The 25,038-nt window shown below is 67.8% G+C and carries 27 protein-coding genes; 9 read left to right on the top strand and 18 right to left on the bottom strand.

What is annotated here, in order from left to right; genetic code table 11:
• Window positions 1-58: 58 nt before the first annotated feature.
• On the top strand, window positions 59-1,915 hold the full coding sequence (locus MUG95_RS11430; protein ID WP_247007472.1) for a DUF2070 family protein: 1,857 nt from the start codon (window positions 59-61) through the stop codon (window positions 1,913-1,915).
• On the opposite strand, the gene MUG95_RS11425 is transcribed toward MUG95_RS11430, so the two are convergent.
• The 11 genes from MUG95_RS11425 to pth2 form a co-directional block, all read right to left on the bottom strand.
• Window positions 1,912-2,148, bottom strand: a complete 237-nt coding sequence (locus MUG95_RS11425; RefSeq protein WP_247007470.1) for a DUF3194 domain-containing protein — start codon at window positions 2,146-2,148, stop codon at window positions 1,912-1,914. The genes MUG95_RS11430 and MUG95_RS11425 overlap by 4 nt on opposite strands.
• A gap of 1 nt (window position 2,149) precedes the next feature.
• Window positions 2,150-2,539, bottom strand: a complete 390-nt coding sequence (locus MUG95_RS11420; RefSeq protein WP_247007466.1) for a prefoldin subunit beta — start codon at window positions 2,537-2,539, stop codon at window positions 2,150-2,152.
• A 104-nt stretch (window positions 2,540-2,643) separates the two neighbouring features.
• Window positions 2,644-3,042, bottom strand: coding sequence for a DUF7344 domain-containing protein (locus MUG95_RS11415; RefSeq protein WP_247007450.1), 399 nt, complete (start codon window positions 3,040-3,042; stop codon window positions 2,644-2,646).
• Between the two features lie 70 nt (window positions 3,043-3,112).
• Window positions 3,113-6,718 carry a PAS domain S-box protein gene (locus tag MUG95_RS11410; RefSeq protein WP_247007447.1) on the bottom strand — a complete coding sequence of 1,202 codons (3,606 nt, stop codon included), beginning with the start codon at window positions 6,716-6,718 and terminating at the stop codon, window positions 3,113-3,115.
• A gap of 115 nt (window positions 6,719-6,833) precedes the next feature.
• Entirely contained in the window at window positions 6,834-7,091 is a 258-nt protein-coding gene (locus tag MUG95_RS11405; protein ID WP_247007446.1) for a KEOPS complex subunit Pcc1, read from the bottom strand.
• Window positions 7,088-7,222 carry a DNA-directed RNA polymerase subunit P gene (locus MUG95_RS11400; RefSeq protein WP_247007438.1) on the bottom strand — a complete coding sequence of 45 codons (135 nt, stop codon included), beginning with the start codon at window positions 7,220-7,222 and terminating at the stop codon, window positions 7,088-7,090. Before MUG95_RS11400 ends, MUG95_RS11405 begins: the two co-directional genes overlap by 4 nt.
• 1 nt (window position 7,223) lies before the next feature.
• Window positions 7,224-7,499, bottom strand: a complete 276-nt coding sequence (locus tag MUG95_RS11395) for a 50S ribosomal protein L37ae (RefSeq protein ID WP_247007436.1) — start codon at window positions 7,497-7,499, stop codon at window positions 7,224-7,226.
• A gap of 89 nt (window positions 7,500-7,588) precedes the next feature.
• Window positions 7,589-8,311 (bottom strand): DUF2103 domain-containing protein, encoded by a 723-nt coding sequence (locus MUG95_RS11390; RefSeq protein ID WP_247007424.1) that lies wholly within the window; start codon window positions 8,309-8,311, stop codon window positions 7,589-7,591.
• 48 nt (window positions 8,312-8,359) lie between these two features.
• Window positions 8,360-9,712 carry a tRNA pseudouridine(13) synthase TruD gene (gene truD / locus MUG95_RS11385; protein WP_247007422.1) on the bottom strand — a complete coding sequence of 451 codons (1,353 nt, stop codon included), beginning with the start codon at window positions 9,710-9,712 and terminating at the stop codon, window positions 8,360-8,362.
• A 104-nt stretch (window positions 9,713-9,816) separates the two neighbouring features.
• Window positions 9,817-10,443, bottom strand: coding sequence for a phosphoribosyltransferase (locus tag MUG95_RS11380; RefSeq protein ID WP_247007419.1), 627 nt, complete (start codon window positions 10,441-10,443; stop codon window positions 9,817-9,819).
• Between the two features lie 96 nt (window positions 10,444-10,539).
• The gene (gene pth2, locus MUG95_RS11375; protein WP_247007417.1) at window positions 10,540-10,878 is read right to left on the bottom strand and encodes a peptidyl-tRNA hydrolase Pth2; all 339 of its coding nucleotides are present in this window, start codon (window positions 10,876-10,878) and stop codon (window positions 10,540-10,542) included.
• Window positions 10,879-10,970: 92 nt separating this feature from the next.
• Here pth2 and dcd point away from each other — a divergent pair, with 92 nt between their 5' ends.
• From dcd to MUG95_RS11360, 3 genes are read left to right on the top strand one after another with little or no spacing between them, the layout of a single operon-like run.
• The gene (dcd, locus tag MUG95_RS11370) at window positions 10,971-11,561 is read left to right on the top strand and encodes a dCTP deaminase (RefSeq protein ID WP_247007409.1); all 591 of its coding nucleotides are present in this window, start codon (window positions 10,971-10,973) and stop codon (window positions 11,559-11,561) included.
• 22 nt (window positions 11,562-11,583) lie between these two features.
• Window positions 11,584-12,480: a thiamine-phosphate synthase family protein gene (locus MUG95_RS11365; RefSeq protein ID WP_247010483.1), complete on the top strand. Its 897-nt coding sequence runs from the start codon at window positions 11,584-11,586 to the stop codon at window positions 12,478-12,480.
• Window positions 12,477-13,139: a class I SAM-dependent methyltransferase gene (locus MUG95_RS11360; RefSeq protein ID WP_247007401.1), complete on the top strand. Its 663-nt coding sequence runs from the start codon at window positions 12,477-12,479 to the stop codon at window positions 13,137-13,139. The genes MUG95_RS11365 and MUG95_RS11360 overlap by 4 nt, the downstream gene beginning before the upstream one ends.
• An 11-nt stretch (window positions 13,140-13,150) precedes the next feature.
• On the opposite strand, the gene MUG95_RS11355 is transcribed toward MUG95_RS11360, so the two are convergent.
• The 4 genes from MUG95_RS11355 to MUG95_RS11340 all read right to left on the bottom strand — a co-directional run bounded on the left by MUG95_RS11355 (window position 13,151) and on the right by MUG95_RS11340 (window position 17,834).
• Window positions 13,151-15,142 (bottom strand): CARDB domain-containing protein, encoded by a 1,992-nt coding sequence (locus tag MUG95_RS11355; RefSeq protein WP_247007399.1) that lies wholly within the window; start codon window positions 15,140-15,142, stop codon window positions 13,151-13,153.
• A 67-nt stretch (window positions 15,143-15,209) separates the two neighbouring features.
• On the bottom strand, window positions 15,210-16,136 hold the full coding sequence (locus MUG95_RS11350) for a sulfide-dependent adenosine diphosphate thiazole synthase (protein WP_247007397.1): 927 nt from the start codon (window positions 16,134-16,136) through the stop codon (window positions 15,210-15,212).
• Between the two features lie 69 nt (window positions 16,137-16,205).
• Window positions 16,206-16,955, bottom strand: a complete 750-nt coding sequence (locus tag MUG95_RS11345) for a 4-phosphopantoate--beta-alanine ligase (RefSeq protein WP_247007389.1) — start codon at window positions 16,953-16,955, stop codon at window positions 16,206-16,208.
• A 51-nt stretch (window positions 16,956-17,006) separates the two neighbouring features.
• Entirely contained in the window at window positions 17,007-17,834 is an 828-nt protein-coding gene (locus MUG95_RS11340; RefSeq protein ID WP_247007386.1) for a pantoate kinase, read from the bottom strand.
• Window positions 17,835-17,936: 102 nt separating this feature from the next.
• On the opposite strand from MUG95_RS11340, the gene MUG95_RS11335 reads away from it, so the two are divergent.
• Together MUG95_RS11335 and MUG95_RS11330 are read left to right on the top strand one after the other, a co-directional pair.
• Window positions 17,937-18,239, top strand: coding sequence for a UPF0175 family protein (locus MUG95_RS11335; RefSeq protein ID WP_247007384.1), 303 nt, complete (start codon window positions 17,937-17,939; stop codon window positions 18,237-18,239).
• The gene (locus MUG95_RS11330) at window positions 18,236-18,763 is read left to right on the top strand and encodes a PIN domain-containing protein (protein WP_247007382.1); all 528 of its coding nucleotides are present in this window, start codon (window positions 18,236-18,238) and stop codon (window positions 18,761-18,763) included. Before MUG95_RS11335 ends, MUG95_RS11330 begins: the two co-directional genes overlap by 4 nt.
• A gap of 160 nt (window positions 18,764-18,923) precedes the next feature.
• Here MUG95_RS11330 and MUG95_RS11325 read toward each other — a convergent pair whose 3' ends face one another.
• Both MUG95_RS11325 and aspS read right to left on the bottom strand, forming a co-directional pair.
• Entirely contained in the window at window positions 18,924-19,469 is a 546-nt protein-coding gene (locus MUG95_RS11325) for a hypothetical protein (RefSeq protein ID WP_247007380.1), read from the bottom strand.
• Window positions 19,470-19,582: 113 nt separating this feature from the next.
• Window positions 19,583-20,887 (bottom strand): aspartate--tRNA(Asn) ligase, encoded by a 1,305-nt coding sequence (gene aspS, locus MUG95_RS11320; RefSeq protein WP_247007378.1) that lies wholly within the window; start codon window positions 20,885-20,887, stop codon window positions 19,583-19,585.
• 133 nt (window positions 20,888-21,020) lie between these two features.
• Between aspS and MUG95_RS11315 the strand changes: the two genes are divergently transcribed.
• The 3 genes from MUG95_RS11315 to MUG95_RS11305 all read left to right on the top strand — a co-directional run bounded on the left by MUG95_RS11315 (window position 21,021) and on the right by MUG95_RS11305 (window position 24,320).
• Window positions 21,021-21,503 carry an Lrp/AsnC family transcriptional regulator gene (locus MUG95_RS11315; RefSeq protein ID WP_247007374.1) on the top strand — a complete coding sequence of 161 codons (483 nt, stop codon included), beginning with the start codon at window positions 21,021-21,023 and terminating at the stop codon, window positions 21,501-21,503.
• Window positions 21,504-21,682: 179 nt separating this feature from the next.
• A complete protein-coding gene (locus MUG95_RS11310; protein WP_247007372.1) occupies window positions 21,683-22,126 on the top strand; it encodes a hypothetical protein in 444 nt (147 codons plus the stop codon).
• A 1-nt stretch (window position 22,127) separates the two neighbouring features.
• Entirely contained in the window at window positions 22,128-24,320 is a 2,193-nt protein-coding gene (locus MUG95_RS11305; protein ID WP_247007369.1) for a universal stress protein, read from the top strand.
• Here the strand turns inward: MUG95_RS11305 and MUG95_RS11300 are convergent.
• Window positions 24,317-25,018, bottom strand: a complete 702-nt coding sequence (locus tag MUG95_RS11300; RefSeq protein WP_247007367.1) for a phosphoglycerol geranylgeranyltransferase — start codon at window positions 25,016-25,018, stop codon at window positions 24,317-24,319. The two genes, MUG95_RS11305 and MUG95_RS11300, sit on opposite strands and share 4 nt — an antisense overlap.
• Between the last annotated feature and the right edge of the window lie 20 nt (window positions 25,019-25,038).

Here is a 25,038-nt window from a genome sequence, read left to right as displayed (position 1 = left end):
CAGGAGAACGTCACAGATGTATCAAGAATTATGCCGGTGAGGGCACTGGTGACGCGTAATGACCGCCACACAGAGTGACCTCGCCAGTCTCTCGCGGTTCGTCTTCCGCGCCCCGCGGTGGTACTCGAGTCTGGCGTTCGCCCTCCTCATCGCGGCGGTGACCGGCGTCGCCGCCTTCGACTCGCGGTTCGTCCTCGAAGACGCGTGGCGGGGCGTCTTCTACGTCGGTCTCCCCACGATTGCGGCCGTCGGCGTGACGCCGTACATCGACGCGCGACTGGGCGGACAGTTGACCGCGAACCGCGCGTCGCTGTTGGCCCTGACCTGTGAACTCGTCACCGTCGCCTTCCTCGTCGTCGCCGGTGGCATCGCGGTGTTCACGACGCTCGGCCAGCAGTTCGTCTTCGACGCGCTCATGGTCTCGCTCGCGTCCATCTTCGCGCTCCGGTTGCTCGTCCTGATGGCCGTCTCCCGGCACACACTACTGGTCGCCGCTATCCCCGCGAGCATCCAGACCGTCGCCGCGGCCGCCCTCCTGTTCGTCTACAGCGGGACGATGCGGTACTTCGAAGTCGGCGGCCCGCTCACCCGGTCGTACCTCTCCCGGCCCGAGGTTGCCCCGGACGAGTTCCTGCTCGTGACGCCGGAGGACTTCCTCGTCCTCGCGTTCATGTGCGTTCTCTACGCCGGTGCCGTGGGGCTGTTCCTGCGGACCATCGACTACCCGTGGCGGCGAAGCCTCGGCGTCTCCGTTCTCGATTTCGTCAGGGGGTTCATCGGCCACATCGCGGAGGGGACACACGAGTTAGAGGAATTCTTCGAGGAAATCGGCGAGGAGGCGGTGGTCCCCGTGACGGTACTCGCCTTCCGCCGCCCGGACGGGAGCGAGAAGGCGCGGTTCGTCCTGCCGATGATACACCCCGGTCCGATGGGTGAAATCGGCGGCGGGAATCTCCCCAAGCGCGTCGCAGAGCAGGCCGACGGACTGGCGTTCCCACCCCACGCCACCGCCGGACACGACTTCAACCTCGTCACCCGTCGAGAGGTCGATACGATTCTCGACACCGCGGCCGACGCCTTCGCCGATATCGAGTTCAGCGACGAGGCGACGGTCAGCCAGCGCGTCACCGAGGGCGAGGCGAAACTCGTCGGCCAGTCCTTCGGCGACGACGCGCTCACCGTAGCGACGTACTCCCCGAGTTTCGCCGACGACGTGGAGTACGCAGTCGGCCTCTCGGCTGCCGCAGAGGCGCGTTCGGCGGGGTTAGACGACGTGATGCTCGTCGACGCCCACAACTGCAACAACGGTCTCGACGGCGAGGACCTCGGCCACGTCGTCCCCGGGAGCAAACGCTCGTTCGACATGATACAGGGGGCCAAATCGGTCGGTGAGCGACTGGCCGGGGCGAAGCGGGGCCGCCCGCACCTCGGAGTCGCGTGGGACGAGACACCGTGGGAACCGACGGAGGGCATCGGCCCGCTCGGCGTTCGCGTCGCGGTACTCGAAGTCGCCGACCAGCGCACCGCCTACGTCCTCGTCGACGGCAACAACATGGAACCGGGACTCCGGGAGAAAATCGTCGCCAACCTCGACGGCGTCGACGAGGTAGAGGTGATGACCACCGACACGCACATCGTCAACACCGTCGAGGCGGACAATCAGGTCGGCGCGGCCATCCCGGACGACGAACTCGTCGCCCTAGTCGCGGACCTCACGGACAGGGCCGTCTCGGACCTCGAACCCGTCGAGGCCGGAATGGCGAGTGAACGCGCCGAGGTCACCGTCTTCGGCAACGACCGCACGGAGACGCTCGCCTCCCACGCCAACGCGATGATATCGATGGGGGGCGCGCTCGCGGCCGTGTTCATTCTCGGCGTGTTCGCCGTCTCCGCGCTCGCCTTCTTCTTGACCTAAAAGAGGTCGTCGACGGCACTCTGTGCGGCCAGCGCGGCGTCGTCGGCGACCCGTTCTGGGTCGCGCGTGTCGGCGGGCGCGTTCAGGTACACGTCGACTTCGAGGATGTCGTCCTCGAACGTCACCGTCACGTCGAGGTCGTCGACATCGCTCTGCTTGTACCGGGAAAAGACGACGCCCTCGGCCGCCTGCGCGGCGGTCTGTACGACTTCCTCGTCGCTCGGGTCGCTCATCTTACGCGCCGCCGGCACCGGGACCCATCGGGCCGCCGCCGCCACCGCCGCCACCGAGCATCTGCTGGAGTTCTTCCTGCAGGCTCTCGAACTGCTCTTGGACGCGTTCTTCCTGCTTTTGGAGGGTGTCGACGCGGACGTCGAGGCTCTCGACCTTCTCTTCGAGGTCCTCGCGAGCCTCGTCGTAGTCGGTCTTCACGAGGAGTTCGCCGACCTCGCGGTACATCGTCGTGTCCTCGTCGACGTCGTCGAGTTCGTCGAGTGCCGTCTCGGACTCGTTCAGTTGAGTCTCAGCCTGCTGTTTCTGGGCCGCGACCTGTTGGGCTGTCTCCTGAAGGTCCTGCAGTTCTTCGATCTTCTCTTGTGCTTCCGGCGGCAGATTACCCTGCATACCCGGTCATCGGACGCCCGGAGTGAAAAACCCCCGCATGTCACGGCGCGCAGCGATGGAGGGCAGAACAGGAGCGTGGCGGACGGTCGGCCTCCGTCCCGGTGTTACGGTTCGTCGCTGACGTACTTGTTCTGCTCACGGACGTGGCGCGCCCACTTCTCGACCGTCGGTTGCCCCCAGTACCGCGCGGTGTTGCTCCGCGGGTCGTAGTCGATGATACCGGCCGCCGAGAGTTTCGGGAGGTGCCGGTGGTGCAGGTCGATAGCCAGTCGCTCCTGTTCGGCGTCCGGACAGTCCTCGGCAACCGCCGCCACGATTTCCTCGACCGTGATAGCCTCGGGGTCCTCACGCGTGAGGTAGAGACAGACCCGACGGCGGTCGTCGTCCGCGAGGACGTCGAAGACAACGTCCATCGTGGGCGTCACCGGTGCCCGCTCGCTGTCCAGTGGTCCGCCGACTACAGTCCCCCCCTCGCGACCCTCAGAGCAGTTGTCGTCGCTCATTCTGACTCTGTGGGTACTCTCTCGTGTAGCACAAAGAGGGGTGTACCTAATCACTTAGGGACGGGGCGAGTCAGTCGCCGAGAAGAGTCCGGACCGCCTTCTCCTGGGCACAGCGGAGGTGCTGGTGGAACGTCGGCGGGGTGACACCCAGCGAGTCGGCGATTTCCTCGGCAGTGCTGTCCCGCGGCCAGTCGTAGTACCCGCCGAAGTAGGCGGCGGCGAGTGCCGCGTGCTGTCGGTCGGTGAGTTGGTCGAGGACATCCTCGCACGCCGCCTTGCGCGGTTGCTGTCTGTGGTCGCCCTCCTGTTTCGAGAGCAGCGAGACGGTGTCGTAGGTGGATTCGAGGCGGTCGATGACAGCCCGGACATCCACGTCCTGCGGTGCCTCCGCGACGATGTCGACCGTGCTGTGTTCGGCCGTGCCTTCGACCGGCCTGACGCCGGCCGCACGCAACAGCGACGAGAGCGACTCTGCGTGGCGTATCTCGAAGACTGCTTCCGCGTCGTCCGTCCGAACGCGACGAACCTCGGCGTCGGGAACGGCGTCCGTGACTGCGTCCGCGGCCGCCGCGGGCACCGCGACGTAGTGGAGTGTCTCGCCTTCCGTGGCCTTCGCGGACCCGAGCAGGTCACACGGCGCGCCGACGTGGTTCGAGAGACGGGCGAGGAGCGAGGTGTCGTCGGTCACACGGAAGGCGAGTTCCAGAGCGGTATCGGCTTCGATGAGTCGGCGGTCCTGCGTGGCACTGATTGCGAACCCGACCATCTCCCCGAGGACTGCGAACGCCTGTATCTCGCGCTCGCTGAACGCGTCCATCCGGTCCGCGTAGACGGCGAGTACGCCGTGGACCACCGTGCCGTGAGTCAGCGGTACCACCGCGACAGACCGGAAGTCCCGGGCGAGTGCCGCCTCACGGAACGCTTCGAAAAGCGGGTCCGATTCGATATCGTGTATTACCGTCACCTCGCCCGTCTCGATGGCGCGTGCCGCCGGCCCGGAACCGAGACTGTCCGTGTCTGTCGGTACCGACACGTCGTCGAAGTACGACGTGCCCTCGCCGGCCGTCGCACGCGGGTTCACGGTGTCGCTGCCGGGACTTCGGCCACCGATGGCCACCATCTTGTACAGCGAGGAACTGCCGAGTCGGGTACACACCGTCTCCTCTATCTGCTCGCGCGAGACGGCCGAGGCCAGCGCGCCGATGGTCTCCTGGACGAGTTCGTTGATGCGGTCCAGCGTCTCCAGTTCGTCGCGCTGGCGGCGAACCCGCTCCTCGCGTTCCTTGCGCTCGGTCACGTCCCAGTGGACGCCGATTGCGCGCACCGCGTGGCCGTCCTCGTCCCGTTCGACTACGCGGCCGTGGTCGCGCATCCAGCGTTTCTCCCCGTCGTTCGTCACCATCCGGTACTCCATCTGGTAGTACTCCGATTCCCCGATGATGTTCTGTCGCACCGCCGCTTTGGCGGCCGGGAGGTCCTCGGGGTGGACGTGGTCGGTCCACGTCTCGTACGGGTCGGCGATGTCCTCGGGAGCGTAGCCGTGCATCTCGGCCCATCGGTCGTTGATGGTGATTTCCTCGGACGGAATGTGCCAGTCCCACAGACCGAGTTCGGCCCCCTCGAAAGCCAGTTCGAGGCGGTCTTTGGTCTCCCGCAACTCCCGTTCGCGCTCCACACGCTCGGTCACGTCCCAGTGGACGCCGACGGCCCGCACCGCGTGGCCGTTCTCGTCCCGTTCGACCACACGGCCAAGGTCACGTATCCACCGCCACTCCCCGTCTTTCGTCTGCATCCGGTACTCGGCCCGGTAGTAGTCGGACTCACCGGCCAAGTGGCGGGCGAGTTCGCTTTCGGCCACCGAGATGTCGTCGGGATGGGCGTGTTCGGCCCACGTTTCGTACGATTCTTCGAGTTGTTCGAGCGAGTACCCCAGCATCTCGGCCCACCGGTCGTCGAACGTCACCTCGTCGGCGTCGAGGTGCCAGTCCCAGACGCCGAGGTCCGCGCTCTCCAGTGCCATCTGGAGACGCTCCTTTGTCTCGCGGATTTCCTGCTCGTGTTCCACGCGCTCCGTCACGTCCCGGACGACACCGACCAGCCCCGGTGGCCCGTCACCGGGAAGCAGCGAGAAGCGAATCTCCACGGGGGCAGTTTCACCCTCGGTACCCGTCGCAACGGTCTCGTGAGAAACGACATCCGCGTCCGACGCACGGAGCCGTTGATACAGCCGCTCTATCTCGGCGGCAGTCTCCGCGTCGGTCACATCGCTGATTCGTTTCCCACGGAGAAAATCCCGGTCGGCCCCGAGCATCTCGGCCATCGCACCGTTGACAGCCGTCAGCCGCAGGTCCTCGTCGGTCATGTACACGCCGTCGCTCATCGTCTCGACCAGCGTGCCGTACTGTTCGAGTTCGCGGTTCTGCTCGCGGACCTCCTGCTCGCGGGCGGCCAACTCGAAGGCCAACCGTGCGTCGGCGGCGAACACTTGGCCGATTTCGAGGTCCCTGTCGTCGAACGCATCCCGTTCCCCGGCGGCGATGGCGATGGTCCCCCACCCCTCGACGGGCAGGACCATCGCGCTCCGCATCGGGTCGTAGTCGTGCGGCGAGTCGGCCGTCGGGAGGTCCGAGACGACGGTTGGCTCACCTTGTTCGTACGCCCGTCCGACGAATCCCTCACCGACCTCGTACGGCGGTTTCCGCTCGCGGAGCTCCGGCCTGTCGGTTTCGACGGCGACCATTTCGAGGCGGTCGTCGCGCAGAAGGCGGACCTCCGTCGTGGCGTACTCGAAGTGACGCTGTGCGAGTTCGGCAGTCGTCTCCGCCACCTCGGCCACCGTTTCGGCGGTCATGAGTTCTCTCGTCCCCTCGTGGAGTTGTTCGAGCAACTGGCCGCGCTCGCGGCGGTCACGGATGTCCCGAACCAATCCTAGCGTGACGTGTTCGTCGCTCTCGGGCAGTCTGGAGAAGCGCGTCTCGACGGGGACCGTCTCCCCGTCCGCCCGCACGAGTTCGTTCTCGAAGGTGACGACCGGCCGGTCGCTCTCGGCGGCGAGTCGCCGGTACCGCTCGGCGGTTTCGAGTGCCGCCTCGGTCAGGACATCTGTGATGTGCGTCCCGACGAGTTCGTCGGGGGTGTAGCCGAGCATGTCGGCCAGAGCCTGATTGACGCGGACGAACTCCCGGTCGGCGTTCAGCAGGTAGACACCGTCACCGACCGTCTCGATGATTCGCTCGTACTGTCTGAGTTGCTCTTCGCGTTCCTTGCGTTCGGCGATACACCGGGCGGTCCCGACCAGACCGACCACGTTCCCGTCGTCGTCCCGGAACGGCGACGCCGTCACCTCGTGTGGTTTCCGCTCACCGTCTTTCGCCTCGAACGTGACATCGAGCGTGATTTCCTCCCCGGCGGCGACCCGCGCAAGTCCCGACCGAACCCGGTCACGGTCCGCGGGTGCGACCAGTTGGAACGGGTCGAAATCGCCGAGTTCCGCGTCGCTGTAGCCCGACATCTCCCGGAACGCGTCGTTCCACTCGACGAGGTTCCCGTACCGGTCGTACACGTAGAACGGGTCCGTGATGGCGTCCAACACCGTCACCGGTACTGTCTCTATCTCGGACGACGCCGGACGGTCGGCACCTGTGAGCCACCAGTCCCGCTGGTCCGTCTCACTCACGCGAGACCCTCCGCTGGCAGTCCGAGTTCCGCGTTCGCACGACCCCCGAAACCATACCCCGAACTGGGGTAATCTGGCGGATAAGCGTATCGGACGGTTCAGCTATTGACAGGTTTCAGGCCGGGACGGCACCGGCAGTCCGCTCGGCGACATCCACGAGCGTCGTCCACGTGTTGACGCCCGCCCGGAGTGCCACGAGGTCGCTCGCGGTGACGGTCACCGTCACCGTCGTCCCGTCGCGGGTGACTGCGGCGCGGGTGCGGTCCCCGGAAATCTCACCGACCTCCTGTGTGACGCTTCGCTCGACGATGCGCGCGCTGTCAGCGTCGTCGTAGGTGAACTCCAGAAGGGCGTCGTGTGTGGCGGCGGTCACTCGACGGGGACTTCCTTCACGTCACGGCTCCGCTCTTTCAGGAGGACGCGGTGCCCACAGTACGGACAGCGGACGCCGCCGTAGTCGTCGAGTTCGACATCCCGCTTGCACCGGGAGCACTTGTAGCTCATGTTACTCCTCGTCCTCTGCCAACGCGGCGCGGATGGACCGCTGGACCGTCTTGCCGCCGGGGGTCTGTGGACTGTACGTGCCACCGGCGAAGCGGTAGCCACAGTAGCCACACTCCCAGATGCCGGTGCCCTGTCGCTCGACGCGGTCGTTCCCGCAGTCGGGGCACTCGTGGTCTTCGCGCATGTCTCCCTCTATCTCTGCGACTCGACGGCGGGCGACGCGCCCGTAGCGAGCACCGAACCGACCCGCACTGCCAGTACGTGCGTCCTTGGCCATAGTACCGTACAATCACCGGACCTCGCTGATAAACCCTGCGAGTTGCGACGGCCCCGCGACGGGGCCGGCCACGTCCCCCGGACCGCACATCACTCCTGTAACTCGGCCTCGGCGAGTGCCTCGTTGAGGTCCGCCCGGACCTGCTCGCCGAGTTCGCGGTCCCCCGCCGTCGTCACGACGCGGTTCTCCTGCACGCTCGACCCGTCCCGGATGAGGAGACGGACGTTCCCGTTGGCGTCGGCCCGCGTCGCCTTCGCCCGGACGCCACCGCGGGACCCGGACCCGCTGGCGTCGATGGGGCCGGGAATCACCTTCTTGACGTGTGGGTGGCCGGCGACCGTCTCGACGGCGCGTTTCCCCGCCCGCTCGCCGATGAGCGTCGTGTGAGAGCCACCGAGAATGTCGGCCATCGACGCCTCGACGACTTCCAGTCCCGCGTGCCCGCCGCGCTCGACGGCGGCACGAACCGGGTCCTCGTCCTCGACACGGTAGAACTCGTAGTGGAGGGCCGCCCGGACCGCGCGGAGGACTTCGCGGTTCCCCGTCGCGTACACCTCTTCTGGGCGTTTGCGCCGCACCTCGTCGGCGACTAGCCCGGCGAAGTTGCGGAGTTCGACGACGCCCGCCTCGCCGCCCTCCTCCGGCGTCGTCGTCACCGTCCGCTCGCCGACCACCTCCTCGTCCAGCAACGCCGTGACCGTCGCGCGGTCCCGTTCGAGTTCGAGAACCACGGTGTCGGCGTTGGCCGTCCGACAGACCAGACAGTAGTCGCCGGGTCTGGCGAGCGACGACGCACACTGCCGACACTGCATACCCGACAGTTGGGGTACTCGGCGGCATAAGCGAGACGGTTCGGGCCGTCAGGAGAGGGCGTCCGGGTCGGCCTTCAGGTACTCCCGGAGGACGACGGTAGCGTAACTCCCCTTCGGGAGCGAGAACGAAAGCGTGAGGGGGTCCTGCTCGACGGTCAGGTCCGTCCGCACCAGCACCGCCCGGCGGGTCCCCGTCGAGTGGAACTCCCCCGGCAGGTCGAAGTCCGCGGGTTCGATACCCACGTCGGTCAGCACGTCGCGCGCTATCTCGCCGGGTTCGCCCCCGTCGAGGTCCGTCTCCGTCCCGACCAGCGGCGCGGTGACGAACGCCCGCCCGCGCTCACAGTGGCGGGAGACGGTATCCACGCGCTCGTCGTCCACGCGCTGTGTACGGTCGGTGTCCGGCAGTGCCAGCCCCTCGGGCGCGTCCGCGTCGGCGAAACACACTACATCGCCGGCGACCGGGCGGTCGAACGGGAGGCCACGCGCCAGTCGCGCCGAGAGAATCCGGTTGAACACGTACGACTGGGCGGCGTTGACGAACAACTGCTGGAGGTTCGTCGGAACCGTCTCCAGTGCCGCGCGATAGTCCGCGGCCCCGAGGCCCTCGCCCCTGTCGGCCAGTTCGTGACACATCGACCGCTCGTACCGGAGGTGTCGAGGGAACTCGTCGAGCGCGCCAGCCCAGTCGCGGGTCTCCGCGGCATACTCGCGGGCGTCCCGCGTCGCCTCCGGTTCCCGCTCCGACGGGTTACCCACGTAGGCAAGGACGGCCCCCTCCCAGTCGCCGCGGAGAATCGAGAGTCCGACCTCGTGGGTGACCGGCCGCTTGCTCCCGAACCGCTGTTGGCCGAAGTAGTTGGGGACGCCGACTGGGGCGTCCGGGTCCTCGGGGGCACCGCCCGCGAACGCGCGGAGGTCTGCGGTGACGGCGTCGGCGCGTTCGGGCGCGTCGGCGTCCCGGACGGTCACCTCGAAGGCGTTGCCCGCGAGGTCACCGAACAGGATGGGGCGACCGGTCCGGCCCAACACCTCGACATCCGCGTCCGAGAGGTCGACGGCGGCGACGGCCTCGGGGTCGGCATTCTTCATCGAGAACAGTTGCGTCGTGACGGCGTGTTTGTCCTTCGTCCCGGCCCACGAGACGCGCTCACGGCTCGCGCCGAGGGCGTCGGAGAGCGCGCTCGCGAAGTCGTTGGTGTCCCAGCCACGGAGCGTCGCCCGGAGGAGGACGTGCGGGTACGCTCCCGGGTCGGCCTCGACGGGTTCGTGGTCGAACGCTTCCAGTTCGCGGACGCGGAAGTCCTCGGTCCGGTCCCTGAGGTGGCCGCCGACACCGTCGCTCTCGCTGACGTAGTGGGCCATGCCGACGGTCCGTTCGACGGGGTGTGCCGGGCGCATCAACAGGTGCCTCCGCGGGCGAGTCCAGTCATACTCGCGTCGTTGGGGGCGGCGGGTTAAATCGTTGGACATCGGCGACGGAACTGCACGGCGGTCGGTCCGGCCTACTCGCCGCTGTCGAGGTACTGGACCGCCTCGTCGTCGCTCACCTGGTCGAACCGCTCGTAGAACTGCCCGACGGCCCGGAAGTTCGCCGGCGTCTCCAGACAAACCACCTCGTCGGCCACGGTTTCGAGGTCCGCGACGGTGTCGGGCGGGCCGACAGGGATTGCCACGACGATGCGGTCGGCCCCGGCCGCGCGGACTTGCTCGATGCACGCGAAGGCGGTCGACCCCGTTGCGACCCCGTCGTCGACGACGACGACCACCTCGTCGGTCAGGTCCGGGGCCGGGCCGTCCCGGTAGCGTTCGGCCTTCTCGCGGGCGGCCTCGGCTTGTTCGGCCTGTTCGCGTTCGAGGTAGTCGTCGTCGACACCGGTGCGGGCCACGGCGTCGTCGTTCAGCCAGACCGTCCCGTCGCTGGCGACGGCACCGACGGCGTACTCGGGGTTGTCCGGCGCGCCGAGTTTGCGCGCCACGACGACGTCGAGCGGCGCGTCCAGCGCGTCGGCGACTGGCCGTCCGAGCGGGAGACCGCCGCGCGGAATGGCGAGGACGATGTCCGCGGCCACGTCCGTCGATACGAGGCGGTCTGCGAGTCGTTCGCCGGCGTCACGCCTGTCGCGGAACATGGGGGCCGATTCGACGACCAGCGGGATATACTTCGGTGCAGGCTCCCGGCGAGGCCCATACACTCAGTTCGGACTACGCGCCCGTTCCCTGCGAGGTCAAAACAGCGAGAGGTCGCCCGTCACGCGGTCGACGGCGTCCTCGTCGCCGGGTCCGACCGCCAGCGCGGTGACGGTCCCGGGGTCGAGTTGCGTATGTCCGGCGTCGCGGACGACGGCGTTCGGGAGACCCTCGCGCTCGGCGGCGTCCGCGAGTTCGAACAGTTGGGCCTCGCTCTCACCCTTTAGGACGATTTTCTTCTGCCCCTCACCCTTCCACGCGCGGCGCGTCTTCGCGTCGGCGTCCTCGAAGGCCGAGAGCGCGGCGTGAGCGACCTGTGCGGCGAGTTTTCCCTGCCCCATCCCGATGTCGGTGCGGGCGACGATGGCCTGTTTCATGTCCGGCGAGAGCGCGCCGACCGGTATAGGTCTGACTCTCGGACGGCAACGACTCGGCGAGTTTTATGTCGGTGGCTCCCGGTGGTCGAGGTATGATACTCTCGGACGCGGACATCCTCGACCGGCTCGCGGCGGGTGACCTCGCCATCGAGCCGCTCTCGGACCCCGACTTGCAGGTCCAACCGGCCAGCGTGGACCTGCGGCTGGGTCGGGAGTTCCTGGAGTTCCAGCACGCGAACATCCCGTGTATCCACCCCGACAGCGAGCAAGAGGTGGCCGAGTACGTCGAGGAGACGTACATCGAGGAGGGCGACGAGTTCATCCTGCACCCCGGCGACTTCGTGCTCGGCACGACCGTCGAGCGCGTCGAGATTCCACCGGACCTCATCGCCCACGTCGAGGGGCGGTCGTCGCTCGGCCGTCTTGCGATTGTGGTCCATGCGACAGCCGGTCTGGCAGACCCCGGGTACCAGGGCCAGATTACCCTCGAACTCTCGAACCTCGGGACTGCTCCGGTCGCCCTGACGCCCGGCATGCGCATCTCGCAGTTGACCTTCACCGAACTGAAGACGCCCGCCGACCGGCCCTACGGCGCGGAACGCGGGTCGAAGTACCAAGGTCAGAAGGGGCCGCAGGCGTCTCGCATTCAGGGGGACGACGAGTTCGGAGGTGACCAGACGTGACGATGGGGAGGGGGAATCACGGATGAAGTTCGTCGAGGAGATAGTCGTCGACGAGTTCCTGCCCACGTTCCGGTCGTTACTGGCGGAGGAGTTGCGCGAGCGGGGTCACACCCAGAGCGAGGTGGCGGACCTGCTCGGCATCAGTCAGAGTGCTGTCTCGAAGTACGTCCACGGCGACGTGGCGCGCAACGAGCGACTGCTGGAAGACGACCGGGTGCGTGGCCTCGTGGCCCGTCTCGGAGAGGGGCTGACCGAGGGGACGATGCGGCCCGTGCAGGCACTCGTCGAGGCGGAAATCGTCATCCGGCAACTCGAACAGGGCGACGTGCTGGCACAGATGCATCAAGCGGAAGTCCCGGACCTCGCCGAGTACGGCCCCTTCGACGTACACGACGCCGACAGCGACGTGCGGGTGGCCGAGCAAGTACTCGCGTCCGTCCGGCGTGGCCTCGCTGTCGTCGAGAACGCCGCCGACTTCGCGGGCGCGATTCCGGCCGTCGGGACGAATCTCGTGGAGTGTCTGCCGGACGCGGACGGCATCGAGGACGTGGTGGCCGTCCCCGGCCGCATAATCGACGTGAAGGGGCGGCCCGAGATTCCGGCGGAACCGGAGTTCGGCATGAGCGAACACGTCGCGGGCATTCTGCTGACCGCACGGGAACACGGGAGCGACGCGCGGGCGACGCTGAATCTCGCCTACGGCCCCGACATCGTCGCCGGGTTCGAGGACGCGGGCTACAGCACCGTCGAATTCGACGCCGAAGCGGACGCTGACGCCGCCATCGCGGCGGCACTGGCCGACGACCCAGACGCGGACGTACTCTACCAGACCGGCGGCTTCGGCATCGAGGCGGTGGCGTACGTCCTCGGCCCGGACGCGCCGACGGTTGCCGGGATGGCCCGCGACGCGCTCAGATGAGCGACCTCGCGGCGACCCAATCGTTCTACGGCCGCTGGGCGCGCCTCTACGACCTGCTCGCGAGCGCGCCGGGTGTCGCCGCGTGGCGTCGCCGCGCCGCCGCGTCGCTCTCGCTCTCGCCCGGCGACACGGTGGTCGAGATGGGGTGTGGGACGGGTGCGAACCTCCCCTACCTCCGCGAGCAAGTCGGTTCCGACGGGACGGTCCTCGCACTCGACGTGACGCCGGGCGTGCTCGCCCGCGCCCGTGAGCGAATCGCCCGGGCCGGGTGGGAGAACGTCCACGTCTGTCGGGCCGACGCGACGCGCCCGCCCGTGGCCGGCGTCGACGCGGTCATCGCCACCTTCGTCGTCGGGATGCTCGACACCCCCGCGGCCGCCGTCGCCGACTGGACCGCTCTCGCGCCCGGTGGTCGGGTCGCGCTGTTGAACTTCCAGCGGAGCGACCGCGCCCTCGCGCTCCCGGTGCTGGTGGCGTTCGAGGCGTTCGTCTGGCTCTCCGCACCGGGGCTGACCGTCCCCAGCGAGTTGCCGTCGGCGGCACTCGACCGGCGCGTCCGGGCCGCCCGGGAGGCACTGACTGCCCGTGCGGTCGACCGGGAGTACGAGACGCTGGCGGGGGGGTTCCTCGGTTTGCTCTCCGGACGGGTCCCCGGCTAGCGGAGGCGGTCTCAGTTCCCTCGGACGCGGCGACCCGAGAGGAGTGTCACCAGCACCGCGACGACGGCGGTCACGGCACCGAACCCGGGGCCGTCCACCGGGAGGGAACTGTCGGTCGCCCCGCCGTCCCGCACCGTCACGCTCGTCGTCTGGTTCGCAACGGTAAAGCGGTACGTGCCGGACGCTCGAACCGGCCGCTGGAAGGTGAGACGGCCGCGTTCGCCGGGTTCGAGGACGACGCGCTCCGTCGCCACGGCCGTCCCGTTCTGCCCGAGCGTGACGTTCCCGACGGCTATCGTGGGGCCGCCGTTGCGGACCGTGACGGTGAGGGTGAGCGTGTCACCGACGGTGGGGTCGGTCGGAGCGGCGTCGAGGCCGACGACCGTCGGGGCGACGGGGTCCCGGACGACCACCGACCGACGGGCACCACCGAACGAGAGGGTGTAGTTCCCCGGGGAGCCGAAGGTGTGAGCCACCGGGACGGTCGTCTGCGCGCCGGGGTCGACGGTCCCGCGGTAGCGGTCGACGCTGACGCCGCTGACCAGAAGCCGGGTGTCGTACGTGCCCGCTGCGGTGCCGTCGTTCGTGACGGTGGCGTCGAGCGTGAGTCGCTCCCCGGTGGCGAGTCGAACCGGGTCACCGCCGACGGTCCCGTTCCGGTACAGTCCGTCGACGCGCTGACCCGACCCGTTCCGTGGGAACTCGTGGATGAGACGAGCGATGGCCGTGTCGAAGGCCCGCTCGTGGGCCTGACTCGACCACATCGACGGGGAGTCGGTCGTGGTCGTGTACCTGTCCGTGGCGGCCGCGACGGACTCGTCGGAGACCCGTGCGACTATCCTCCGGAACTCGGCCGCCGTCGCGCCGTCCTCCCGCGCGTTCAGTGCCCGAAGGACGGACTGGAGCGTCCCGCCGTCGGAGGCGAGGCGGACCCGGCGGTCGATATCGCCCGCGACGAGCGCGCCCTTCCGGTACGGCGCGTCGTTCGACCACGTGGCGGGGTCACTGAGAATTACGGACTGGCGTTCGCCCGCCCGGAGGCGGTCGCTGAACGCGTCGAACCCGACGCGCCCCTGCTGGAGGGTGAACAGTGCGGCGTAGTAGGAGGCACTCGCCTCCGTGAACCACTGAGTCTCCGCCGTCTGCTCGTACTCCTGTCGTGTGTGGACGAGTTCGTGAACCCACACGTTGTTCGCCGAATCGACGCGCTCGCTGGCACGGACCCAGAAGTCCGACTCACCGGTCTGGAGGCCGAAGACAGACCACTCGACGGTCGTCGGTGCCGCTATCATCAACACGCTGTCGTCGGGCGTCCCGACCCGGAGTCGCTCGCTGGCGTCGGTCACCGAGTCGAAGATATCCCCGGGCGAAGAAGCGAGATTGGCGTGCTCGGGGACGACCAACCGGAAGGTCTGCCCGTTCGCGGTCCGCCGTCGCTCGGTGTGCGCGCCGAGGAAGGCCATCCGGTCGCCAGCGACGCCCTCGCCCGCAACGGTGGTCTGCCGGGCCGCGGTGACGCGGTCGCCGCCGCGCCACGTCCAACTCGCACCGACCTGCGGTATCTTGACGAGTGCCCACGGCCCGGTGTCGGCGAACAGGTACTCGCCGTCGGACCGTGGCCCCGAGCGGTCCCGCGTCCGGTTGGCCGGGAGGCGGTACGTCACCGAGGGGTCCGCCGTCTCGCCGTCCCAGACGTAGCCCCCATCGCCGCGCGAGAAGCCGTCCGTCGCGGTCACCGTCGCGTCCGGCGGGAGCGTCGTCTCCAACTCGACGAGGTTGTCGGGCGTCCCGTACTGGAGGGCGACGGTAATCTCGCCCGGCCGTCGTGGGGTGAGCCGTAGCTCTTGGGTGATTTCGAGCGTCTCCGTCGCCGCGTCGACCGTACTGTTCCCGACCGACACGTTCGTCGCTCGCTCCTCGGCAGTCGCCGCCACGGCGGTCCCCGAGAGGGCCGCGAGCGCGACGACAGACAGCGCGCAGACGACGACAACACGTCGTTTCATCTGTTGGGCCGGACGGATCGGCCCGGCTTAGTTCCACGGGCCACACGGCGCGTGGCTACTCGGCCGCTCAGTCGTCGGCCGGTGTCGGGGAGTCCATCTCGACGGGGTCCGCGTCGACGCCGAGTTCCTCGATGGCGGCCTGTGCGGCGCGCTTGCCCGACAGGAGCATCGCGCCGAACGTCGGCCCCATCCGTGGGAGGCCGTAGGTGGTCGCGGTGGCCATCCCGGAGACGACGAGGCCGTCGTGGGCGACGCCGGTGTGTTCGACGACGGCATCCTCGCTCTCGCCGACCCACATCGAATCGTGGCCGGGCGAGTCGTGGCCGGGCGCGCCGTACTCCCCGTCCTCGGTCTGGTCCATCCCGGTGTTGTGCTCGCTCGCGTGTTCGATGCCGGGCGCGTCCAGCACGCCTCGCTCCTGCAGTTTCGAGACGGCGACGGCGTCGTGACCCGTCGCATCGATGACGAGGTCGGACTCGACGGCGATGGGGTCGACGCAGGTTATCTCGCGGGGCAACGCGTGGACTGGCGTCCAGTTCATCACGATGCCGCCGACTCGGTGGTCCTCGCGGACGACGATGTCGGTGAACTCCGTCATGTTCTGCATCTTCGCACCCGCGTCACAGGCGGCCTTGATGAGGCCGGAACAGGCCTCCGGCCCGTTGGCGACGTAGAGGCCCTCGGTGTCCTGGGAGGGCTTGTAGTCCACGTCGAGTTCGTCCAAAACGGTGTGGGCCGGGTCCCGGACGGTCACCTTGTTCATCAGGAAGCCGCCGAGCCAGAACCCGCCGCCGAGGTAGTTGTTCTTCTCGACGACCATCGTCTTCACACCGCGCTCGCCGAGTTCCTTCGCGGCCATCAGCCCCGACGGGCCGCCGCCGACGATGATGACCTCGCTGTCGGAGAAGTCGAGGAACTCTTCGGTCCACTCCTGCCCGATGGCACGCGTGACTTCGGCTTCGCCAACGTCGCTGAACTGGTCGAATTCAGACATAGTACCTAGTGATACTACCGAGTAGTAAAAGGTGTTCTGGTCGCTTTCACCTCGGTAGCCTGAGTGCCGTCAGTCGAGGTCGCCGCGCCGGATGGCGTCCTCCGCGGCGTCGAGGGCCGCCTCGCGGTCGAAGGCCGCGACGATATCCCGCAGGTCGGCCTCGCTCGCGTCCTGCAGGTCGCGGGCGTGGGCGGTCACGTTCGGGACGGCGCGGATGATGTTGTCCACGATGGGGACGGTTGCGGTCTGTGCGGAGCGGGAAAGGGGATTCAGGTCGACGACCAGTTCGGTTTTCCCCATCTCCGCAAGTGCCTCGGCCCGGTCGCCGTCCTCCAAGGGGACCAGCACCACGTCGGCGTCGCCGATGCCGTCGGCGTCCACCTTCGCCCGCTCGTGGTCGAGACCCGGGATGCGCCCGTCCGCCGTCAGCCCCTTCACGTCCTCGGCTCCGTGTTCGCGGAGGTGGTCGGCGATGCGCTCCATCCGTTCCTGGGTCCGGTTGAACAGGTTCACCTCGATGTCCGCCCCCGTCGCATCGGCCAGTTCCACCATCTCACCGGGGACGAGGGCGGCGACGTTCCCGTTGACCGAGAGCACGGGGTGGTCGGCCAGCAGGAGGTGTGCGGCCGCGGCGCGTTCGGCTTGGTCGGCACTCCCGAGCGTGCGCTCGCCGAGCAGGTAGTCGTAGGCCTCGCCGCGGCCCTGTGCGATGAGGCCCTGTTTCGAGGTGATGCCCTTCTCGACGCCCGCCTCGATACGGTGGCGGGTCAACAGCGACTCGTAGCGCGGGTGGCTCTCGGGTACGTCGACATCTGTCATATGTCGAGTGGACGGCGGGCAGGGCAAAAATCGGCCGGTCGGCGCGGCGTGTCAGTCGGTGAGTGCCGCCCCAGTGTGGTCGACCCAGCAGACCGTCGGGTCGTAGCCCGCGTCCGAGAGCCCCGTGTCGAGGGCGAAGACAGTCTCCCCGAGCATCGCCATCGCGGCGTCCCCGTCCGCTTCGTTCACGTCGAGAATCACGTCCCGCACCGCCGTCGTCAGCAGTTCCGCCTCGCGGGCGAACTGGCGGGAAGCACGCATGAACGAGGAGAGAGTGGGTTCCTCGACCACCCGCGAGAGGGCGCGCTTGCCCGCCTGCGTGAGGAGGTCCGGGTCGTCCTCCAACACGTCCGCAGTCGGGAGTTCCCCCAGGGTGTGATACTCCACGCGCGTCCGGGCCGGAATCCCGTCGAGGAGGTTGTCCTGTGGCCCACCGGGTTCCAGTCGGATGGGGATGCCGCCGCGGGCCTGCGCCACAACGTCCCCGAGTCCCGTCCCCGCCTGTACCTCCGCGCCGTGGGCGATGGTGAGGAGTTCGTTCTCGGAGAGGCGGCGGTCGAACGCCGCGTTCGCCGCCAGTGCCGTCCCGAGAGCCATCCCGCCGGAGACGCCGAACCCCGACCCGATGGGGAGGGGCGTCTCGGCGTCGACGCGCGCCGTCGCCTGCAACGTGTCAAGCACCGTCTCGACGGCCGCCATCTCGATGGGAACGTCGTTGAGCCGAACGGTCGTCTCCTCGGCCGGTCGGACCGTGACCGTCACGCCGTCGGACAGCGTCAGTCCCGCCCCCCGTGACCCCGTCTTCGTCGGGTCGTCGCCCCGATTGATGGTGAAAAAGCCAGTGATGTGGCCCGGGACGAACGCCTCCACTTCCGTCATACCTCCGTCTCGGGTTCCCCTTCGGTTAAACTGTTGCCGTCTCGGGGACGCCGGTCACGGCCCCCGGTAGTTTGATTGTATCCGCTGTCATCGTACGTATACATGCCGACGATAAGTGCGCGGCTCTCGGAGGAGGAGCTGTCGGAACTGGAGCGGGTGGCCGAGTTGCTCGACGACGACCGGAGTACGACCATCAGGAAGGCCTTGGAGGAGGGACTGGAGGAGTTGCGCACCCGCGAGGCCGTGGGCCGGTACCAGCAGGGTGACGTGGCCGTCACGGAGGCCGCCCGCATCGCCGGCCTCTCGGTGGCGGAGTGGCTGGCTGTCGCCCGCGAGCGCAACCTCACGACACAACTGACCGCCGCCGACCTGCAACGCGACGCCGACGCCGCGAGCGAACTATGACGGACGTGTACGTCGGCCCGTCGGTCCTCGTCGCGTTGGGGTCCGTCGGCGAACTCGACTTACTGACTGCCTTCGACGGCACCCCCGTCGTCCCCGAGTCCGCTCGCACGGAGGTGACGACCGAACCCGCGAAGACCAACCTCGACCGCTTCTGCGATGACACCGGCGCGGCCCGGACCGTCGACACCGACTGGACCGACGACGCGATGGCCGTGTTGGACACGACGGCGGCGACCAGCGACACGCGCCTGCTCGAAGGCGTCCTCGCCGCGACGGATGCCACCGACGGCGGCCGCGACGGCCCCGCCGTGGGGCTGGTCTCGGACGACCGCCGCCTCCGCACGGTGGCAGAGGGTTTCGGCGCGACGGTCACGGGCACGTTCGGCGTCGTGGTCCGCGCCGCCAGCGAGGACAAGTACGTCTCCGCGACCCAAGCCAAGCGCATCGTCCGCCGCATCGACAGCCACGGCCTCCACCTCACCGGCGAGATGCGCGAGCAGGCCGTCGGGTCGACCGAGAGCTGAGGCGACAGCCGCTGCCGGTCCTGCGGGACTCGTCGCGCTCACGGCCACACCGTCGGCCGTCGAGACACTCTGTGGCTGGTACGTACCACAGGTCATCGGCTCCGCCCGGCGACGGAGACGAACACCGTCTCTGCCCGGAGTGAACGACCGACCACCCGTCTCAGGCACTGGTGTCGCGGCTGTACTGGGTCCGTTCTGCTCCGGCCCCCAGATACCATCCGACGCCGACGCTCAGGAGAAACGGGATACCGACCGTCGTCCACACGCCACCGAAGAGAAACAGGAGTGTGAATCCTGCGAACTCCCGGAGGAAGTTCAGACCGAGCGCAGTGAGTGCCGTCCCGTGGACGACCCGCGCGAGTTCGGCGACATCGACGCTGCCGAGCAGGTACATCAGCGCGACGGCACTGGATGCAGTGATGTAGGTTACGACACCGATGGCGGCGCCGGCAAGTGCTCCACGGGGTGCTGTGAGCCGGTATCCGCGCCGCTCGAACAGGTGTCGCCAGAGCAGGCCACCCACGACGCTGGCGTTGAGGACACAGATAACACAGATACCGACGAGCGACACTCCCGTGGGGAGTCCACCCAGACCGGCCAGAAGCCCCCAGAGCGTCGAAAAGACGACCGCCACTTTGAATAGCTGCCAGCCTGCGGCCCACCCACTCGTCGGATCGGCGGCGCGGCGTCTGACACGGGCAAGCATATCTGTGCGTTCCGTGCCGACGGTCTTCACTGTTGGGTGAGACATCGCGAACCGCCGTTGGCGAGAGCCACAGGGTGAGTGACGTGCTCCCGCTCGACTGCCAGCGACCAGTCCTACGGACTGAGTCGCTGCCGGTCTCGCGGGAAGAGAACAGCCTCGCGGATGTTCCCGAGGCCGAGCATCGTCATGACCAACCGCTCGCCGCCGAGGCCCCATCCGGCGTGGGGCGGCATGCCGTACTTGAACATCTTGGTGTAGTACTCGAAGGCCTCGGGGTCGAGTCCCTGCTGTTCGAAGCCTTCCACGAGGCGGTCGTAGCGGTGTTCACGCTGGCCGCCCGAGACGAGTTCCATCGACGGGTGCATCATGTCGAAGCCCGTCGACACTTCCTCGTCGTCGTCGTGGTCTTTGATGTAGAAGGGCTTGATTTCGCTCGGCCAGTCGGTGATGAAGTAGTGTTCGCCGACTTCCTCGCCGAGCGCGTGTTCGGCCTCGGTCGACAGGTCGTCGCCCCAGACCAGCACCTCGTCGAGTTCGCCCGTCGCATTGACGCGTTCGAGTGCCTCCTCGTAGGTCAGCCGCGGGAAGTCACCCGCGGGTGCCTCGAACTCGTCGGTCAGGTCGAGCGCGTCGAGTTGTTCCTGACAGTTCTCGGCGACGCCCTCGTAGGCGGCTTTGACGACGGCCTCGCAGGCGTCCATCGCCTCGGTGTGGTCGTAGAACGCCGACTCGAAGTCGATGGACGTGGCCTCGTTGAGGTGGCGGGGCGTGTTGTGTTCCTCGGCCCGGAAGATGGGGCCGATTTCGAAGACACGCTCCAACCCGGAGCCGACCATCAGCTGTTTGAACAGCTGTGGTGACTGGTTCATGAACGCCTCGCGGCCGAAGTACGTGATGGGGAACAGTTCGGTCCCGCCCTCGGTCCCCGTGGCGACGATTTTCGGCGTGTTGATCTCCGTACAGCCCAACTCGCGGAACTGCTCGCGGACCGAGCGGAGGACCTCCGCGCGAATCTCGAAGATGGCCTTGACCTCGTCCTTGCGGAGGTCCAGCGTCCGATTGTCCAGCCGCGTCGGGAGTTCGGCGTCGACCTTCCCGGAGGGGTCCAGCGGCAGTTCCGGGTCGGCCTCGGCGACGATGTCCACGGACTCGGGAACGATTTCGACGCCCGTCGGGGCACGTTCCTCCTCCTCCACGTCGCCGGTGACGGCAACGACGCTCTCACGTTGGACCTCGGTCCCGGCTTCGACGAGGTCGTCGTCCATCTCGTCTTTCTCGAATTTGACCTGTATCTTGCCGGTCGTGTCTCGCAGGATGAGGAAGGCGATGCCGCCGAGGTCACGGACTTCGTGGACCCAGCCGGCGACGGTCACGCTGTCGCCCGGGTCGGCGTCCGCGGTGTAGGTTCGGTCGTCCATGTTCACCCGTATCGGTGGGCGGGACTTAAGAACAGTCGTTTGTCCGTGGCATCACCCCCAGCCGAGAGGTGGGTCGCCCGAACACGCTCACCGTGGCGGTACCCTTATCACCGTACTGGACGGTTCGCTGGCTATGAGTGAGCGGGAGGACATCGTGGAACTCGACGAGCTAGACCGGCACATCATCTATCGACTCCAGCAGGACGCCCGCCGAACGTCCGCGAGTACCATCGCCGAGGAGAACGGCGTCGCCGCCAGCACCGTTCGGAACCGCATCAATCGACTCGAAGACGAGGGCATCATCGACGGCTACTATCTTGACGTGGACTACGAACGGACGGGTTTCCAGCTGCACACGCTCATCGTCTGCTCGGCGGCCATCCCGGACCGGGAACGTCTAGCTCGTGACGCACTGGAAATCGAGGGCGTCGTCGCTGTCCGCGAGGTGATGACGGGCAGCGAGAACGTCCACGTCGAGGTGGTCGGCCGCGACGGTGACGACCTGAGTCGCATCGGTCAGGAACTCGACGCGCTCGGCCTCGAAGTCGTCGACGAGGACATCATCAGAAACGAGTACGTCCACCCCTACGAGGGGTTCTCACCGAAGAACCAGTGAGTGCGCGCCAGACTGATATCGGTACGCGAAAATGACACACATTTTGTTGCGCTTTCGCCAATCAGACCGCCCCATTTATGCTGAAGTAGCAGCAACTAGCACGTAGCGGCGCGTCAGCGGCCGTCGGGCGAGGCTCGAGTCCGGGTCCATGAGCACCTGCTGGCGCGTTCACGAGACAGATGAAAACGAAACTGACACAGCGACCACGACTGCCGATTTCCGGGTCGAAGGGACCGGTACTCGTCGTCGGCGACGAGACAGCACGGGGAATCGCGAACCGGCTCGCGGACTCCACGTCCGTCGAGTTCGCGACGGCGGACGCGGCCATCGCCGCCGGTGCGCGTTCGGTGGGCATCGAGACACACACGGTCGACGTGACCAAGGCCGCCGACCTCGCGGCGATTTCTCGTGATGTCGACGTAGCGGTAGTCGCGTCCGGCCAAGACCGGACGACCTTACTCGTCGCTCAACTGCTTCGAACGCGGTGTGAGGTCGACCACGTCGTCGCCGGTGTCGCGGACGAGCGACACACGGAGGCGTTCGCGGCGGCAGACATCACGCCCGTCCATCTCGATGCCGTTCTCGCCGAGGCAGTCTCTGAGGTACTCGAAAAAAGCAGATAGTATGCCGAAAGAACTGGAACGGGACCTCGGTCTCCTGTCGGTACTGGCGATCAGCATCGGTGCGATGGTCGGAAGTGGCATCTTCATCCTTCCGGCACTGGCACTCGACCTCGCCGGGCCTGCCGTCGTCCTCGCGTATCTCGTCGCCGCGATTATCGTCCTGCCAGCGGCACTGAGCAAAGCGGAGATGGCGACTGCGATGCCCGAGGCGGGCGGCACGTACGTCTACATCGAGCGGAGCATGGGGCCGCTACTCGGAACCATCGCCGGCGTCGGGACGTGGTTCTCGCTGACGTTCAAGGGCGCGCTGGCGCTCGTCGGCGGCGCGCCGTACATCGTCCTGTTGCTCGACCTCCCGGTGATGCCGGTCGCCGTCGGGTTGGCCTGCCTGCTCGTCGCGGTCAACATCCTCGGTGCCAAACAGACCGGGCGGATGCAGGTCGCAATCGTGGCCGTGATGCTGGTCGCGATGGGGTGGCTCGTCGCCGGGTCGACGGGGTCGGTCCAGCCCGCCGGTTTCGACGGCTTCTTCACCGAAGGAACGGGCGGGTTGCTGGCGGCGGCAGGCTTCGTGTTCGTCTCCTACGCGGGCGTGACCAAGGTTGCGAGCGTCGCCGAGGAAATCGAGAACCCCGGACGGAACATTCCCCTCGGGATGCTCGGCTCGCTGGCGTTCACCACGGTACTGTACGTGCTGGTCGTGTTCGTGCTGGTCGGCGTTGCACCGTCCATCGACCTCACGGACGCACCCATCGCCGACGTGGCGCGGTTCACGCTCGGTGAACTCGGCCTCGTCGCCGTCGTCATCGCGGCCGTCCTCGCGCTGGTCAGCACCGCCAACGCGGGTTTGCTCTCCTCGTCACGGTATCCGTTCGCGATGAGCCGCGACGAACTCGCGCCCCCGTCACTGTCCCGCATCAGCGACCGGTTCGACACGCCAGCCATCGCCATCCTCCTCACCGGCGGCGTGACGCTGTTACTCATCGTCGGGGTGCCCGTCAGCGACATCGCGAAACTCGGGAGCGCGTTCCAGATTCTCGTGTTCGTGATGGTCAACGTCGCCCTCGTCGCGTTCAGGGAGAGCGACCCCGAGGGGTACGACCCGGAGTTCACCGACCCGTTTTACCCGTGGACGCAGGCGTTCGGCGTGGTCGGCGGGCTCGTCTTGCTCAGTCAGATGGGGTTCCTGCCCGCGGTGGGTGCCGCCGTCATCATCGCCGGGAGTTCCCTGTGGTACTTCCTCTACGCCCGCCCGCGCGTCCGCCGTGAGGGTGTCGCCCGCGACGAGTTCCGCCGCCGCGTCGGCAGGCGGGCCGTCGAACGCACCCGGTCAGCCTTCGAGAGCAGTGCGGAGTACAACGTCGTCGTCGCCGTCACCGAGGGGACGACGGTCGAACAGGAGGACGCACTCACGAGTACCGCCGTCGACGTGGCCACCCAGCGCGACGGGCGCGTCACCGTCGTCCGGTTCGACCGCGTCCCCGACCAGTTGGCACTGGAACAGGCGACCGAGATACAGTCGCCGAGCGACGCGGCCTTCGAGTCGCGGATGGCGTCGGTCGCCGACGCCGTCGACGTACCCGTTGAGTACGGCGAAATCGTCAGCCACGACCCGCGGCACGCAGTCGTGAACTTCGCCGACCACCACGACGCGGACCTGCTCGTGGTCGGAACCGGGTCCGAGAGCCTCTGGTCGCGGCTGTTCGGCACCGACACCGACTGGATGGTCCAGCACACGCCCTGTGACGTGGTCCTCGTCGACGCCGAGGACGTGACTGCCGAGGACGGCGAAGTCGCACTCGTCACCGACGAAGGCCCGTTCGAGCCGGTCAAGGTCAAACTCGCGGACTCCCTCGCCAGCGCGACGGGGGCGCGCCTCACGCTCGTCCAAGGGGTACCGCCGGATGCGACGCCCGAGCAACGCCAGACCGTCGAGGACTACCACGAGGAACTGGTCGCGCTCTGTAGCGTCCCGGTCGTGTCCCGCGTCGTCGAGAGCAACGGGGCGGCCGACCTCGCGGCGTCGGCGGACGAGGCCGACCTCGTCGTCGTCCAGACGAGCGGGTCACCGACCACCGCGCGGCGACGCCAGCGACTCATCGACGCCGTGGACTCACCCACCGTCGTCGTCCGTCCCGAGCGAGAGAACCAGTCGGGACCGCTCGGCCGACTCGCCGAACGGTTGGCCTTCTAGGCGTCGTTCGCGCCCTCGACCGTCTCACGAACAGCGTCGACGCCCTCGTCGTGGACGAGGTCGCCGACCACGACCACGTCGGCGTGCTGGCCCATCGTGTACGCCGAGTCGTAATCGTGGATGCCGCCGCCGTAGAACAGCGTCGCCTCGTCGAGGTCGGCCTGTGCGGCGGCGACGATATCGGGGTCGCCGAGCGTCCCGGAGTACTCGATGTAGACGATGTCCTGTCCGAACATCTGTTCGGCCACCTCGGCGTAGGCGGCCACCTCCTCAGCACCTAGGTCGCAGTCGGCACCCGTGTACTCGGCCACGGAGGAGTCGGGGTTGAGGACGATGTAGCCCTCGGTGAACGTGTTCGCCCAGTCGATGTCGTCGTCGAGGCGCGCCCACTCCTTGTGCGCGCCGGTGACCCACGCGATGTCGCCTGCGTTGAACACGATGGGGATGAGATAGCCGTCGAGGTCGTCGCTGTGGACGACGGCGTTCGAGTGGCTCGGTTCGATGTAGAGTGGGACATCGTGGGTGCCACAGGCCTCGACCACCTCGGCCATCTTGGCCTCGGTCATGCCGGTGGTCCCGCCGACGGCGATCGCGTCGGTTCCGGTCCGGCAGACGTCCGCGAACGTCTCGCCGTCGACCAGCGTCTTGTCCGGGTCTACCTTCAGTATGTGACTCCACTCCGTCCAGGGACCGCCCATACCCGCTCAATCCAAACGGA

The organism is Halorientalis litorea (assembly GCF_023028225.1).
GTDB classification, from domain to species: Archaea; Halobacteriota; Halobacteria; order Halobacteriales; family Haloarculaceae; genus Halorientalis; species Halorientalis litorea.
Note: the sequence above shows the minus strand (reverse complement) of the source record. Positions and strands in the feature narration are given on the sequence as shown.

Bases quoted from the DNA above. Each gene is read 5' to 3' on its own strand.
- MUG95_RS11430 (WP_247007472.1), top strand. From the start codon at position 59: ATGACCGCCACACAGAGTGACCTCGCCAGTCTCTCGCGGTTCGTCTTC.
- MUG95_RS11425 (WP_247007470.1), bottom strand. From the start codon at position 2,148: ATGAGCGACCCGAGCGACGAGGAAGTCGTACAGACCGCCGCGCAGGCG.
- MUG95_RS11420 (WP_247007466.1), bottom strand. From the start codon at position 2,539: ATGCAGGGTAATCTGCCGCCGGAAGCACAAGAGAAGATCGAAGAACTG.
- MUG95_RS11415 (WP_247007450.1), bottom strand. From the start codon at position 3,042: ATGAGCGACGACAACTGCTCTGAGGGTCGCGAGGGGGGGACTGTAGTC.
- MUG95_RS11400 (WP_247007438.1), bottom strand. From the start codon at position 7,222: ATGAGCTACAAGTGCTCCCGGTGCAAGCGGGATGTCGAACTCGACGAC.
- MUG95_RS11395 (WP_247007436.1), bottom strand. From the start codon at position 7,499: ATGGCCAAGGACGCACGTACTGGCAGTGCGGGTCGGTTCGGTGCTCGC.
- MUG95_RS11390 (WP_247007424.1), bottom strand. From the start codon at position 8,311: ATGCAGTGTCGGCAGTGTGCGTCGTCGCTCGCCAGACCCGGCGACTAC.
- truD (WP_247007422.1), bottom strand. From the start codon at position 9,712: ATGCGCCCGGCACACCCCGTCGAACGGACCGTCGGCATGGCCCACTAC.
- MUG95_RS11380 (WP_247007419.1), bottom strand. From the start codon at position 10,443: ATGTTCCGCGACAGGCGTGACGCCGGCGAACGACTCGCAGACCGCCTC.
- pth2 (WP_247007417.1), bottom strand. From the start codon at position 10,878: ATGAAACAGGCCATCGTCGCCCGCACCGACATCGGGATGGGGCAGGGA.
- dcd (WP_247007409.1), top strand. From the start codon at position 10,971: ATGATACTCTCGGACGCGGACATCCTCGACCGGCTCGCGGCGGGTGAC.
- MUG95_RS11365 (WP_247010483.1), top strand. From the start codon at position 11,584: ATGAAGTTCGTCGAGGAGATAGTCGTCGACGAGTTCCTGCCCACGTTC.
- MUG95_RS11360 (WP_247007401.1), top strand. From the start codon at position 12,477: ATGAGCGACCTCGCGGCGACCCAATCGTTCTACGGCCGCTGGGCGCGC.
- MUG95_RS11355 (WP_247007399.1), bottom strand. From the start codon at position 15,142: ATGAAACGACGTGTTGTCGTCGTCTGCGCGCTGTCTGTCGTCGCGCTC.
- MUG95_RS11350 (WP_247007397.1), bottom strand. From the start codon at position 16,136: ATGTCTGAATTCGACCAGTTCAGCGACGTTGGCGAAGCCGAAGTCACG.
- MUG95_RS11345 (WP_247007389.1), bottom strand. From the start codon at position 16,955: ATGACAGATGTCGACGTACCCGAGAGCCACCCGCGCTACGAGTCGCTG.
- MUG95_RS11340 (WP_247007386.1), bottom strand. From the start codon at position 17,834: ATGACGGAAGTGGAGGCGTTCGTCCCGGGCCACATCACTGGCTTTTTC.
- MUG95_RS11335 (WP_247007384.1), top strand. From the start codon at position 17,937: ATGCCGACGATAAGTGCGCGGCTCTCGGAGGAGGAGCTGTCGGAACTG.
- MUG95_RS11330 (WP_247007382.1), top strand. From the start codon at position 18,236: ATGACGGACGTGTACGTCGGCCCGTCGGTCCTCGTCGCGTTGGGGTCC.
- MUG95_RS11325 (WP_247007380.1), bottom strand. From the start codon at position 19,469: ATGCTTGCCCGTGTCAGACGCCGCGCCGCCGATCCGACGAGTGGGTGG.
- aspS (WP_247007378.1), bottom strand. From the start codon at position 20,887: ATGGACGACCGAACCTACACCGCGGACGCCGACCCGGGCGACAGCGTG.
- MUG95_RS11315 (WP_247007374.1), top strand. From the start codon at position 21,021: ATGAGTGAGCGGGAGGACATCGTGGAACTCGACGAGCTAGACCGGCAC.
- MUG95_RS11310 (WP_247007372.1), top strand. From the start codon at position 21,683: ATGAAAACGAAACTGACACAGCGACCACGACTGCCGATTTCCGGGTCG.
- MUG95_RS11305 (WP_247007369.1), top strand. From the start codon at position 22,128: ATGCCGAAAGAACTGGAACGGGACCTCGGTCTCCTGTCGGTACTGGCG.
- MUG95_RS11300 (WP_247007367.1), bottom strand. From the start codon at position 25,018: ATGGGCGGTCCCTGGACGGAGTGGAGTCACATACTGAAGGTAGACCCG.